The organism is Acinetobacter sp. SWAC5 (assembly GCF_003419885.1).
GTDB classification, from domain to species: domain Bacteria; phylum Pseudomonadota; class Gammaproteobacteria; order Pseudomonadales; family Moraxellaceae; genus Acinetobacter; species Acinetobacter cumulans.
The window spans coordinates 69,139-82,248 of sequence record NZ_QUWR01000008.1 but is presented as its reverse complement, the minus strand read 5'-3'; the positions used below and the strand labels follow the sequence as shown (position 1 = coordinate 82,248).

At 41.3% G+C, this 13,110-nt stretch carries 11 protein-coding genes and 1 tRNA gene; 8 read left to right on the top strand and 4 right to left on the bottom strand.

Translation table 11 applies throughout. The features are described from left to right. Window positions 1-24: 24 nt before the first annotated feature. A tRNA-Leu gene (locus DYI81_RS07665) sits at window positions 25-111 on the bottom strand. Between the two features lie 173 nt (window positions 112-284). On the opposite strand from DYI81_RS07665, the gene queA reads away from it, so the two are divergent. The 8 genes from queA to secF all read left to right on the top strand — a co-directional run bounded on the left by queA (window position 285) and on the right by secF (window position 8,480). Further along, window positions 285-1,325, top strand: a complete 1,041-nt coding sequence (gene queA, locus DYI81_RS07660; RefSeq protein WP_106984626.1) for a tRNA preQ1(34) S-adenosylmethionine ribosyltransferase-isomerase QueA — start codon at window positions 285-287, stop codon at window positions 1,323-1,325. Between the two features lie 11 nt (window positions 1,326-1,336). Beyond that, a complete protein-coding gene (locus tag DYI81_RS07655) occupies window positions 1,337-2,365 on the top strand; it encodes a hypothetical protein (protein ID WP_106984625.1) in 1,029 nt (342 codons plus the stop codon). 23 nt (window positions 2,366-2,388) lie between these two features. After that, window positions 2,389-2,955, top strand: coding sequence for a LemA family protein (locus DYI81_RS07650; RefSeq protein ID WP_106984624.1), 567 nt, complete (start codon window positions 2,389-2,391; stop codon window positions 2,953-2,955). 50 nt (window positions 2,956-3,005) lie between these two features. Next, window positions 3,006-3,863, top strand: a complete 858-nt coding sequence (locus tag DYI81_RS07645) for a DUF4303 domain-containing protein (protein WP_117007196.1) — start codon at window positions 3,006-3,008, stop codon at window positions 3,861-3,863. A gap of 117 nt (window positions 3,864-3,980) precedes the next feature. After that, window positions 3,981-5,111 (top strand): tRNA guanosine(34) transglycosylase Tgt, encoded by a 1,131-nt coding sequence (gene tgt, locus DYI81_RS07640; RefSeq protein ID WP_117007195.1) that lies wholly within the window; start codon window positions 3,981-3,983, stop codon window positions 5,109-5,111. Window positions 5,112-5,215: 104 nt separating this feature from the next. Further along, window positions 5,216-5,545: a preprotein translocase subunit YajC gene (gene yajC, locus DYI81_RS07635; protein WP_106984621.1), complete on the top strand. Its 330-nt coding sequence runs from the start codon at window positions 5,216-5,218 to the stop codon at window positions 5,543-5,545. Between the two features lie 54 nt (window positions 5,546-5,599). Then, complete coding sequence (gene secD / locus DYI81_RS07630; protein WP_106984620.1) at window positions 5,600-7,498, top strand: protein translocase subunit SecD; 1,899 nt, start codon at window positions 5,600-5,602, stop codon at window positions 7,496-7,498. Between the two features lie 7 nt (window positions 7,499-7,505). Next, window positions 7,506-8,480: a protein translocase subunit SecF gene (gene secF / locus DYI81_RS07625; protein ID WP_171356329.1), complete on the top strand. Its 975-nt coding sequence runs from the start codon at window positions 7,506-7,508 to the stop codon at window positions 8,478-8,480. A gap of 110 nt (window positions 8,481-8,590) precedes the next feature. On the opposite strand, the gene DYI81_RS07620 is transcribed toward secF, so the two are convergent. The 3 genes from DYI81_RS07620 to rlmD all read right to left on the bottom strand — a co-directional run bounded on the left by DYI81_RS07620 (window position 8,591) and on the right by rlmD (window position 13,110). Continuing rightward, window positions 8,591-9,202, bottom strand: coding sequence for a hypothetical protein (locus DYI81_RS07620; RefSeq protein ID WP_106984618.1), 612 nt, complete (start codon window positions 9,200-9,202; stop codon window positions 8,591-8,593). 168 nt (window positions 9,203-9,370) lie between these two features. After that, complete coding sequence (locus DYI81_RS07615) at window positions 9,371-11,677, bottom strand: bifunctional (p)ppGpp synthetase/guanosine-3',5'-bis(diphosphate) 3'-pyrophosphohydrolase (RefSeq protein WP_106984617.1); 2,307 nt, start codon at window positions 11,675-11,677, stop codon at window positions 9,371-9,373. Window positions 11,678-11,694: 17 nt separating this feature from the next. Beyond that, window positions 11,695-13,110 (bottom strand): 23S rRNA (uracil(1939)-C(5))-methyltransferase RlmD, encoded by a 1,416-nt coding sequence (gene rlmD / locus DYI81_RS07610; RefSeq protein WP_117007194.1) that lies wholly within the window; start codon window positions 13,108-13,110, stop codon window positions 11,695-11,697.

Genomic DNA, 13,110 nt, shown 5'->3' with positions numbered 1-13,110 from the left:
TAAGTCTTGGGGTTTTTTGAATCTTGGTCCCGGGGGTCGGACTCGAACCGACACATCATCTCTGATAGTGGATTTTGAATCCACCGCGTCTACCAATTTCACCACCTCGGGAATGAAGGCTATAATACGCTGTTTTCAAACACTGTCAACACCACAAAGACACAATTGATTATTTTTAACCCAATGATGATTTTTTCGTCTTAAAATTAAGCAAAATCAGCGCTAAAATCCAAAAAAGCATATAATAGCTCTTATTCAATCCCCTATTGTTTTAAGCACAAACCATGCAACTTTCAGATTTCAGTTTTGATCTCCCAGATGAGCTTATCGCTCGCTATCCATTAGAAAATCGTACCGCTTCACGCCTTTTACACCTCGACACCACGGGGCAATATCATGACCATTGCTTTACCGACATTCTCGACCTACTCAATGAAGGCGACTTATTGGTTTTAAATGACACCAAAGTGATGAAAGCACGCTTAAAAGGTAAACGTGCAACAGGTGGCGCAATTGAAGTATTGGTTGAACGTATTTTAGATCCACAAACTGCTCACTGTCATATTAAAGCCAGCAACACCCCAAAAGAAGGTGCTGAACTTTTTATTGGCCCAGATGAAGTAAAAGTGACTGTTAAAGGTCGCCATGAGAATCTATTTGTAGTTGAGTTTTCACAACCTATTTTACAAGTATTAGATTTATACGGCGCATTGCCAATTCCGCCTTACTTTAACCGTGAAGCAGAAGCCATTGATACCGAACGCTACCAAACTGTATTTAACGACCCAACTAAACTTGCGTCTGTTGCCGCTCCAACGGCGAGCTTACACTTTGATGAAGCACTGTTAGCCAAACTCAAAGCCAAAGGCGTACAAACAACATTTGTGACTTTGCACGTGGGCGCAGGTACATTCTTACCAGTACGTACAACAGATATTGAAAATCATATTATGCATAGCGAATGGTGTGACGTATCTGATGAATCAATGGCTTTAATACGCGAAACCAAAGCCCGTGGTAATAAAGTGATTGCTGTAGGTACAACTGCAACTCGCGCAACAGAAAGTGCAGCTCAAGCCAATGGTGGCGAGCTCAAAGGCTGGACAGGTGATACACAAATCTTTATCTATCCAGGCTACGAGTTCAAAGTAGTTGACCGACTTATCACCAACTTCCATTTACCTGAATCTACCCTACTCATGTTGGTATCAGCATTGTCTAACCGCGACAATATTCTTAATGCCTATAACCACGCTGTAGCAAGCAAGTATCGTTTCTTTAGCTATGGCGATGCCATGCTGATTGACAACATCAACCTAAAATAAAAAGAGCAGCTATGCCGATCGATTCTGTTAAACACTCCTTTCATATTCGTCGTAAAAAAAACGACGTCGTTTTTCGGAATATCGCTCGGCTTTGGGAGTTGGGGCGTAGTGCCCATGATCATCAAGCCCTCCTCGATGGCTTGCATCCATGGAATGCCCCAATTAACCTAAAATTTGAAAATGTCTTAGCCTGGTTTCAAGGCTGTATCGGGCTCATTTTTTTACTGCCAGTATGGATTACACCTGCCAATATCTGGGCACAACTGAGCTTCATTCTCGGCTTAGTGATTATGGCATGGGCCTATTTTAGCTATGAACAAGATGATCCGATTGAGGAAGTCATCGATTTTTTAGAACAACAAAGTATTGCTAAAAAATATCAATTGGCTTTCGATCGCCAACCTCACCATATTAGTGTTCCATTTAATTCCATACATTTTATTGCGCATTTAAAACAGCTTTTCCCTGTATTTGAACAAGGTAGTGTTTCCAATAAAATCACTCGTTATGCCAGCACAGTTTGGCAAGACGAAAATGATCAAGCACATCAAGTCATGCTATTTCAGTACCATTATGTTAATGAAATTAGGGTACGCGATAAAAATGGCGATGAGCATCAAGTTAAAGAAATTCATAAAGATCTATGGGGCGTATTTGTTTTTGACATCAACACCCAAGGACTTGCTGTCAGCACCTCAAATAAAAAATTTTATTATCCTTATAGCTACCCTTGGCACAGTAGTGATATCCAAATCAATCAACGCCTTAAATTCTATGGCAGTGATGAAATGGAAACTGCTAAATTAATGACCCCCGCATTTGTACTTCGCTTAGCTGATTTTTTTAAAAACCGAGAAGGTGATTTGCTTTTTCATCCAGAAAGTAAAATGCTGTGCTATATTGGTCCACATGATTTATTTAAAATTAGTAGTAAAACAAATGTGATTCAGGACATTTCAGCATTGCGTGGACACCTAAGAACATTTAAATTAATAGAATTAGAAAACTTACAACGTGATTTATTACTTTTTTTAAAGTAAAGGACTTATGGGGGCTTAAGTCGATGGGTTTACTGATTTTTCTGCTTTTAATCGTCGCTGTGGTGATTGCCTGTATTGCGATTCGCAATAACATTGTGCGTCATCACAATGCAACGGTGCGTGCTTGGGCAGATGTAGCAACCTATGAACGCCAAAAAATTAAAATCTTAGATGGCTTACAAACGTTGGTTGAGCAATACTCAAGTTTTGAAAAAGGAACTTTAGAAAAAGTCACCGAGCTAAGACAAAACATTCTAAATCTTAATTTAAAAAATACCGATGTTTCGCAATTGCAACGCATTGAGTCTTTAAATAAAGAATTAATGCACAGCTTAAATGTTGTGGTAGAAAATTACCCAGAATTAAAAGCAAATGAAATTTATCTTAAAATGATGAATGAAATTGAAGAGCAAAATGAAAATGTGGGGGCAGCCATTAGTATTTTTAACCGTAATGTCGAGCTGTTTAATAATCACATTCAAATTTTCCCAAACAACATTGTTAACACAATGACATTGAGCAAAAAAGCGATTCGTCCTTTTCGCGATGCTCAAGCAACACAAAGCTTCGACTACAAACCTAATTTCTAAAATAAAACGGTATTCCTTGGAATACCCTCTAAAAAAAGAATATAAACCTCATGATAGAACATATTGATATTTTAAAAACGGCACTCATTCAAGAGTTTTATCAACTCTATGATTATTATTATGAAGACGAAATTTACGCCTGCACCTTGGTATTCAACAAATATTTATCAATCGACTATTTAGCTGTATCCACCAAGCGCAGTATGTTTTCAGAAGACGAAGACAGTAAGCAATATTTATCACCAAGTGATCAATGGAATGTTCCAAAGTGGCGTTATCGCTCTAGTCCTGCTGTCGACTCAGGACTAACCAAATTTAAATTTATTTTAGCGGATTATTTCAACTCGCAGCATAGTTTCGGTAATCCCCTATTGGACAACCCACAACCTGATGCAAGCAATAATCTCGACATCCTACTCAATGCCTTTAAACAAGCCAAAGAAGCTTTAGTTGATTCTTACGGCTTAGACATCGATCAAATTTTATTTTTTATCAGTATTCCAACGCAGCCCGAAATTGAATTGCAATCTGCACGCTATCTCAATCCTGAAAACCGTTTGTTACTGAATTTTCTCAAAATCAAAGAACCTAAAAAGAAAGTTGATCAGCCCAATAATAAGCGTTTTAAGCTCACCCAAGCCGATAAAGACATGCTGATTGATATTGCACAGCTGGTCGAAGTTGAACCTTATGACTATCTACAAGTTGCACAAGCGGCCTACATGCTGACGCTTGAGCCTCACTTCATCGACACCAATATTTATATACAGAAGTTGGTGCAAACCATTGCCGCTATGCCATCTGGTGAACGCGGGAGCTGTGAAATGCCCAAAAAAGAGATTTTGGCACGCCTGAGCCAGTTTTATCATTTGTCAAACTTTGCTCAACATCCAGCAGATTCACTCTAAGAAAATTACATCGACTACACGATGCAAAGCTGGTGTTTAGTTGCAGAATCAAGGAAAATAGCGCGTTTTAGCATTAACAATCAGCGAACTGTTTTTTCGCCTTGATTTGGAACACCTATGAAGTTTGAAAAATTAGCGCAGTCGGGCCGTGCCCGTCGTGGTCGCTTAACCCTAGAACATGGCGTCGTTGAAACGCCAATGTTCATGCCTGTAGGTACTTACGGTACAGTTAAAGGCGTGTTACCACGTGATATTAAAGAAATTAAGTCACAAGTTATTTTGGGTAATACCTTCCATTTATATTTACGCCCTGGCTTAGAAGTGATTAAGCAACATGGTGGCTTACATCAGTTTATGAAATGGGATAAACCTATTTTAACTGACTCAGGTGGCTTCCAAGTCTTTAGCCTTGGCGCAATGCGTAAGATTAAAGAAGACGGCGTAACCTTCCGTTCTCCAATTGACGGATCTAAAGTATTTTTATCACCAGAAATCTCAATGGACATTCAACATACGTTGAACTCTGACATTGTGATGATTTTTGATGAATGCACGCCATATCCAGCAACACATGAAGAAGCGCAAAAATCTTTGCAGCTTTCACTTCGCTGGGCGAAACGCTGTAAAACGCAACATCACGAAGTCCTCAAAAACCGTAATGCCCTATTTGGTATTATCCAAGGCGGTATGTATGAAGACCTACGTGATGAATCTTTAAAAGGTTTACTCGACATTGATTTTGACGGCTATGCGATTGGCGGTCTTTCAGTGGGTGAACCTAAAGAAGAAATGATCAAAGTATTGGATTATCTTCCTGAGAAAATGCCAGCAGACAAACCACGTTACCTGATGGGTGTGGGTAAGCCTGAAGATATTGTGGAAGCTGTACGTCGTGGTGTCGATATGTTCGACTGCGTAATGCCAACTCGAAATGCACGTAATGGTCATTATTTTGTGACCGATGGTTTGGTGCGTATTCGTAACAGCCAATATCGCCATGACCAAGGTCCACTTGACCCACATTGCGATTGCTACACATGTACCAACTTCACTCGCTCGTATTTATTCCATTTAGAGAAATGCGGTGAAATGTTGGGTTCAATGCTCGGCACCATTCATAACTTACGCTATTACCTGCGTTTAACTGAAATGATGCGCGACGCACTCGACAACGGTACATTTGATGAATTTGTGCAAGACTTTTATGCCCGCCGTGGCCTAGAAGTACCGCCTTGTCCTGAAGATTAATCCTTCAGCATTTGCGCTAATGAAAAAGACAAGGTAAATTGCAGAACAAGCCAATTTATTGTCATGTAATTGATATACAATTTTATTCGTTTTAGGAAATACAAATGAGCCTTTTTATTTCTACCGCTCACGCAGCTGGTGAAGCAGCACAACAACCAAGCATGATGGCAAACTTGCTCATGATCGCTGTGTTTGTTGCTATTTTTTACTTCTTGATCTGGCGTCCTCAGTCTAAACGTGCGAAAGAGCACCGTGCACTAGTTGATAGCTTAGGTCTAGGCAGTGAAGTTGTTTTTGCTGGTGGCCTCATGGGCAAAATCGTTAAAATTGAAGGTGATTTTGCAGTGGTTGAATTGAGTCGCGGTGTCGAAGTGAAAATCCAACGTGCAAGCGTGATTTCAGTTCTACCTGAAGGCACTTTAAACAACCTTTAATCAAAAAAACAGTCGTGCATTTGCACGGCTTTTTTCATTTTAAGAAGAAAACAGATGCGTTACCCAGCATGGAAATATCTGCTGATCATCGTTGTTCTCGTGATCAGTACATTATATGCCCTGCCAAGTTTGTATCCAGATGAACCTGCCGTTCAAATTTCGGGTGCCAAAGCCGGTACTCAGATTGACCAGAGCATCGTGCAAAAAGCAGAGCAAATATTAAAAAGTGACAATATTGCATCGCATGACAATAGTTTCACCAACAATGCTGCACTCTTACGTGTAGATTCAAGTGAAGCACAATTAAAAGCAAAAGACGCTCTACGCCGTGGTTTAGGTGATGACTATGTTGTCGCACTTAACTTGGCACCGACAACACCAGAATGGCTACAAAAAATTGGTGCTAAGCCAATGAAGTTAGGTCTGGACTTACGTGGCGGTGTTCACTTCCTGCTTGAAGTTGACATGAACAAAGCCATCTCTCAGCGTATGGAAACATCAGCTGCAGATTTGCGCCGTCAATTGCGTGACAATAAATTAAAATTCAATAGTCTGACTCTGAACAATAATTCGCTTACTTTGCAATTTGCAAACAATGACGACCGTTCAGCTGTGATGGATTTTCTACGCCGTAACGGTAACGAATATACACAACAAGCGATTGCCACTGATAATGGCTCAACTTTGCGTTTGACGTATACCGATGTGCGTAAGCAAGAAATTCAATCTTATGCAGTAAACCAAAACTTAACCACACTCCGTAATCGTATTAACGAGTTAGGTGTGGCCGAAGCATTGGTGCAAACCCAAGGTAGCAACCGTATTGTGGTTGAATTACCAGGCGTACAAGATACTGCAGAAGCTAAACGTGTTTTAGGTCGTACTGCAAACCTCGAGTTCCGTTTAGTCTCTGATCAAAATGATCAATACATTGATCCGTATACGGGTCAAGCAAAAGGCTCAGTTCCACCAGGCACAGAAGCATTTGCTTATGAGTCTTTAGATAGTGGTCGTCAATTACTACTGAACCGTAACCGTATTCTTACGGGTGAACGTGTACAAAATGCCTCTTCAGGCTTTAGCCAAGACACTGGTGGTGCTGAAGTAAACATTACCTTAGATACTGCGGGCGGTAAGCTCATGTCTGAGGCAACACGCGCTGCCGTTGGTAAACGTATGGCGGTTCTGTTTATTGAAAATAAACAAAAAATTAGCTATGTAACAGATCCTGCTACAGGTGTTCAAACAGAAGTTCGTACACCATATACTGAATCTGTTGTGATTAATGCTGCAACGATTCAAGCGGTATTAGGCTCACAATTCCGTATTACAGGTTTAGCATCACCACAAGAAGCAGCAGAGCTTGCATTAATGCTACGTGCTGGTGCTTTGGCTGCACCAATGTACTTTGTTGAAGAACGTGTTATTGGTCCAAGTCTTGGTCAAGAAAACATTGATAAAGGCGTGCTATCTACACAAATCGGCTTCTTGCTTGTTGCCATTTGGATGGTGGTCTTCTTCCGTCTATTTGGTTTAATTGCCAATTTCGCCTTGGTGGTGAACTTAGCGATGATCTTGACAGTTATGTCATGGATTGGTGCTTCCCTCACCCTCCCAGGTATTGCAGGTATTGTCATTACCATTGGTATGGCCGTCGATGCCAACGTGTTGATCTGTGAGCGAATACGAGAAGAAATGAAATGGGGTGCCTCACCCAAGCAGGCCATTATGGCCGGCTATGATCGTGCCTATAACACCATTTTCGACTCGAACCTCACCACATTCTTGGTTGCATTTATTCTTTTTGCCATCGGTACGGGCCCAATTAAAGGTTTCGCCGTAACACTGATGATTGGTATTGTTTGCTCAATGTTTACTGCTATTACAGTAACACGTGCAATCGTACAGCTCATTTATGGCAAAAAACGTAACTTAACCAAGCTGAGCATTTAGGAGATCGATCATGACTGACAATACTCAATTGGATCCTAAAAAATACGGCCGACCAGACAATGAACGTGTAATTCCGTTCATGAAGATTTCAGTGCCTGCTGCCATCATTTCAATTCTGCTCACCGTTGCCAGTGTTTTCTTTATTACGACCAAAGGTCTAAACCTCGGTTTAGACTTTACGGGTGGTGTATCTGCGGAACTCAACTATAGCAAGCCTGTGCAAGCTACGGATGTAACAGCTGCACTTGCTCAGGCTGGCTTCAAAGACTCTGTAGTACAGACATTAGGCTCAAACCGTGACCTTATGGTCCGTATGCCTGTACAAGAACATGCAGAAGCAGCTGATTTAACCAAAGAGATTACAGCAGCAGCACAGTTACCTGGTAACAAAGCTGAAGTGCATAAAGTAGATGTCGTGGGTGGCCAAGTTGGTAACGAGCTTTATCTACGTTCGGGTGGTGCTGTTGCACTTGCTCTGTTGTTAATGCTGGTTTACGTCACGATTCGTTTCGAATTCAAACTTGCAATGGGCGCAGTGCTCTCTTTGTTTCACGATATTATCGTGACACTGGGTATTTTTGCCCTCATGCAGTGGCCATTCGACTTAACAGTATTGGCGGCAATTTTGGCCATTATCGGTTTCTCTCTTAACGATAACATCGTGGTATCAGACCGTATCCGTGAAAACTTCCGTAAGATTCGCGGTGCTGAGCCTGTTGAGATCATCAACATTGCCTTAACTGAAACTTTACGTCGTACAGTTCATACCTCAATGACATTATTATTGGTTGTTTTAGCCATGATGTTCTTGGGTGGTGATGGCCTTAAATGGTTCTCTGTTGCGATGTTTGTTGGTGTATTTGTGGGTACTTACTCATCTATTTACATTGGTACGGCTTTCGCTTTATGGCGTGGTCTCAACCGTCAAGACTTTATCGTACAAGTTAAACCTGAATTTGATGAAGAAGAAATTCCTCACTAATTGAGCTAACCACATAAAAAGCCCATCTTCGGATGGGTTTTTTATTGCGTTATTGCAATCCTATCAAATATTTTACAGCCCTAAAAATGGCCAATATTACTATGCCAATTTCAATCAGAACGTGTATAAATCATAACGATTGGATCGATATGTCGCACATCAGCACAGGCAAAACTCACCGCTTTTTTCTGGTCTAAACTTTGAAAATAATGCTCTGTCGTGGTCGTTCGTACAAACTGTAAAAATAAACATAACTCATTGACCAATTTTACACAGACCCAATCCTGTGCCTGCGCGTCTAAAGCCCGATTACACAGCACCGTCCAGCCTGCATTTAACATGGGGGCATAATCCGAGCCCGTAATACCGATCTGATATAAATCCTTAGAACTTTTCCCATGTAAGTCTACATTTGCGCTGAGTACATCCGAGCTTATTTCCAAAGCGAAAACCTGCGCTTGCACACTCGCCATTGCATAATGCTCAATTTTTTGACCAATGCTTATATGATGTAAAGGTTGCGATACTTGTACCTGCTGAGTGCAGTATTGAAGCATTTCCTCTAAATCTAAAGCCCCCTCAGCCAACTGCAATTGCTGCTCAAGCAAGCGTGCTGTTTTTTGTGAAATCGGTCGGTGGCTATTTAACATTTGAGAAACTTCAGCCACACTCAAACCATAATGCTCACAAATGGCTTTTCCGGTTTGAAACTGCGTTTGCATTAAATATTCAAACCACTGATTTAGATTATCTCTGCGTCGTTCTGAAAGCGTCATAAATCGCAATATGTATTGTTTTAATGATCATTGATAATACATTACATGAAAAAACCCGCATTGACATGCGGGTTTTTTCATCAATTTATGAAGCTATTATATTAAATGAGAAGCTTAATTCCCTTGAACTAAACGTCGTGCACTAATAATGCCAGGCTGCTGCTCAAGTCGTGCGAGTAGACGTGAAAGCTGTGCCAAACCCTTAACTTCAATTAACAATTTCATGTTGGCAATACCATCAGACTCTGAAATGGTATTCACCTGACGAATGTTAATTTGGTCTGAGAAAATCACCTGCGTTAAGTCTTTCAGTAAACCACGGCGGTCGTATGCTTCCACCACAATTTGTACGCTTTGACCACGCGTTGGTTGCATTTCCCAATCTGCTTCTACTGCACGTTCAGGCTCTTGCTGAATCATACGCATGTAGTCAGGGCATGCAACTTTATGAATACTCACGCCACGATTAAGTGTGATATAGCCCCCAATCGATTCACCATGTACAGGCTGACAGCACTGAGCCACATGTAGCTCTACATTGTCTAAACCATCAATTAAAATACCATGTGCAGACAGTGTATGGCTGGCACGCGGGTTTAATGTCGGCTTCAGCACCAGTTCAGGCTCATCCTGATCTAAGTGCATGTGACGGTTCACCTGATTAATCAGCGCATGCAGGCTAATATCGCCACTCACCAATCCAATCAGAATATCTTCGCCCGTTTTGACATTGAAGTGACTGCAATAGTCATTTAGATCAATACTTTTCGGGTGAATCGCCAAACGTGCAAGTTCTTTATTTAGAATCTCACGTCCAACTTCTAAGTTCTTACTTCGATCTTGTTGGCGGAACCAATGACGTAACTTATCACGCGCGCGGGCAGTTTTAATGTAACCCAGCGAATTGACAATCCAATCACGGTTTGGTTCACGGTCTTTCTTGGTTAAGATCTCAACTTGCTCACCTGTTTTTAAAGTGTAAGTGAGAGGAACATAACGCTGATTGACCCGTGCGGCATAACATTTATTGCCGACCTGCGTATGCACGTGATAAGCAAAGTCTAATACAGTTGCGCCACGCGGTAATTCTTTAATGTCACCATCACGACTAAACACATAAATTTTTTCAAAGCCTTCGAAGTCTTGAATTTGTTCAAAACTTTCTTCACCTTCTTCATCTTTATGTGCACTAGCATCATTACGTTCTTGATAATGTTCTAAAACCGAACGTAAAGAATGTAAACGATGGTTAAAAGAATGGTCGGTATTTTTCGAACCTTCTTTGTAGTTAAAGTGCGAACACACACCCAATTCAGCTTCTTGGTGCATAGTTTGGGTACGAATTTGCACTTCGAGTGATTTATTTTCAGCAATCACAGCCGTATGCAATGAACGGTAACCATTGGCTTTCGGATTGGTAATATAGTCATCAAATTGATGTGGAATATGACGCCAGATTTGATGAACAATCCCTAAGGTGTGATAACACTCTGGAACGCTCTTTACCAATACACGCACGGCACGAATGTCGTAGAGCTGATCAAAACTCAAGTTCTTGCTTTTCATTTTTCGATAAATCGAATAAATGTGCTTCACTCGGCCGTTAATTTCCGCTTCGATATCATGATCGAGCAGTTCTTGGCGCAATTTATCGGTAACGAATTGAATATATTGTTCGCGCTCTAAACGCTTTTCATTCAATAAGGACGCAATTTCTTTATAACGCTCTGGTGCCAGATAACGAAAAGCCAGATCTTCTAGCTCCCATTTGAGCTGAGCAATGCCTAAGCGATGCGCCAATGGCGAGTAAATCGTTAAAATTTCACGTGCAACACGTTCCTGACGCTCTTTTGAAGAATGCGCTAATTCACGTAAAGCATAGGTACGTTCTGCCAACTTAATTAAAACAACTCGAACATCTTCCGTCACGGAAATCAGCATTTTATAAATGCCAGTTAAGTGTTCACGTTGGTTATTATTAAAATGATCTTCCAGACGTTTATTTTGTTCAATCAGCTCTGAAAGCTTACCCATGGCCAAAGTACCTTTGACCAAGGCGAAAACTTGTTCACCGAATTTTTCATGTACTTCATCCAGCGACATAACACCTTCACGTACGCCACGGTAAAGCATCGCTGCCGACAAGGTATCTTCGTCTACATGTAAATGCGCTAAGATATCAGCCATCTCAATACCTGTATAAAAGGTATTGGAACGATGATGAATCGTCGACTCAAGCTCTTTTTGTAGCGTTAGATGTGCAACTTCTTCAAGCTGTGATAATGATTCACCATCTAGTATGCCACGCACACGATCTAGCCATTCGTCTAGATCATGTAGTGCTTGATCGGCATGTTCTACAGTCGTTTCCTGAGACAACTCATTGAGACGCCCCGGGAGCTGTTCACGTACTGTGACCATACCCTACTCCTATTTTTTTACTCTTCATCACTTCTTACATCGTCAATCTGAGTGGTTGGTTCAATCTGTTCAAATAACGCGATAGACTCTACGTGCCCAGTATGCGTAAACATATCCATAACACCTGCCCGGCTCAGCTGATAACCCTGCTGTGCTAACACACCTGCATCGCGTGCGAGTGTTGCGGGATTACATGAGACATAAACTATTCTTTTTGCACCAAACTTGGGCAGATAATGCATAACCTCTTCTGCACCTGAGCGTGGAGGATCAATCAATAATGCATCAAATCCCTGATTTGCCCAAGTTTGATGCGAAAAATCTTTTGTTAAATCTTGTGAATAGAAGCTCAACCAAGAAATTGCATTGTTTTTTGCATTTTCTGTACCTCGAGCGACCATTTCTTCACTTCCCTCAACCGCTACCACTTCACCTTGTGCACCAACACAGCGCGCCAAAGGTAAAGAGAAATTACCCAAACCACAAAATAAATCCAAAACACGTTCACCTGGCTTCAATTGAAGCAAATCACATGCCAGCTTCACCATTTTCGGGTTAACACTTGAATTTACTTGAGTAAAATCTAATGGACTAAAGGCAAAAGTCGTATCAAATTCTTCTAATCTGTAATGCAAACGCATTTCAGTCCCTTGGCCGTCCTCTCGAACTAAGCTTTCAGGCCCTGCTGCTTGTAAATAAAGTTGCCACTGTTTCTGTAACGTAAATTTTCGTAATTCGTTGACATCGGTGTCACATAATTTATCGGTATGACGAATCAGCAAAGCAACTTCAACATCTCCCATGGCCAATTCTACATGACCAATGTCAGCTTTGCCTTTTAGACTTTGGAGTAATTGCTTCAAGCGTGTAATTGAACCAAATTGCTGATCTAAGACCATGCAGCGGTCAATCGAAGTCAATTTATTACTAGCATTTTCACGAAAACCCACCACCAATTTATCTTTATGAGGCAAATAGCGCACACCAATACGTGCTTTACGGCGATAGTCCTCACGACCTGAGCGTAAAGGCGAAAGCCATTCTTTCGGGCTTAATCCTGCAAAATGGGTTAAATGTGATTTTAGTACATCTTGCTTTAAACGAATTTGTTCGTCTGGGTGAATGTGTTGCATATTACAACCACCACAAATCCCAAAGTGCGGACACGGCGCAGGCACACGCATTGTAGAGGCTACACTCAGAAGCTCTAGACTATCCGCTTCTTCTAAACGCTTTGCGGTATGAGTAATCACTGCGCGTACAGTTTCACCAGGTAAAGCATAACGAATAAAAACTTTTTTACCCTGTTTTTCAATCGGATGCTCAGGGTGTGAACCATAATGAGCAATGCCACGCCCCTCATGTGACAGCGACTCAACTTGAAAAATATAGCTTAGTGCTGGTGCTTTTGGGGACTTGGCTTTGTGTTTCAT

Bases quoted from the DNA above. Each gene is read 5' to 3' on its own strand.
- DYI81_RS07620 (WP_106984618.1), bottom strand. From the start codon at position 9,202: ATGCAAACGCAGTTTCAAACCGGAAAAGCCATTTGTGAGCATTATGGT.
- secD (WP_106984620.1), top strand. From the start codon at position 5,600: ATGCGTTACCCAGCATGGAAATATCTGCTGATCATCGTTGTTCTCGTG.
- DYI81_RS07645 (WP_117007196.1), top strand. From the start codon at position 3,006: ATGATAGAACATATTGATATTTTAAAAACGGCACTCATTCAAGAGTTT.
- DYI81_RS07650 (WP_106984624.1), top strand. From the start codon at position 2,389: ATGGGTTTACTGATTTTTCTGCTTTTAATCGTCGCTGTGGTGATTGCC.
- DYI81_RS07655 (WP_106984625.1), top strand. From the start codon at position 1,337: ATGCCGATCGATTCTGTTAAACACTCCTTTCATATTCGTCGTAAAAAA.
- rlmD (WP_117007194.1), bottom strand. From the start codon at position 13,110: ATGAAACACAAAGCCAAGTCCCCAAAAGCACCAGCACTAAGCTATATT.
- tgt (WP_117007195.1), top strand. From the start codon at position 3,981: ATGAAGTTTGAAAAATTAGCGCAGTCGGGCCGTGCCCGTCGTGGTCGC.
- DYI81_RS07615 (WP_106984617.1), bottom strand. From the start codon at position 11,677: ATGGTCACAGTACGTGAACAGCTCCCGGGGCGTCTCAATGAGTTGTCT.
- queA (WP_106984626.1), top strand. From the start codon at position 285: ATGCAACTTTCAGATTTCAGTTTTGATCTCCCAGATGAGCTTATCGCT.
- yajC (WP_106984621.1), top strand. From the start codon at position 5,216: ATGAGCCTTTTTATTTCTACCGCTCACGCAGCTGGTGAAGCAGCACAA.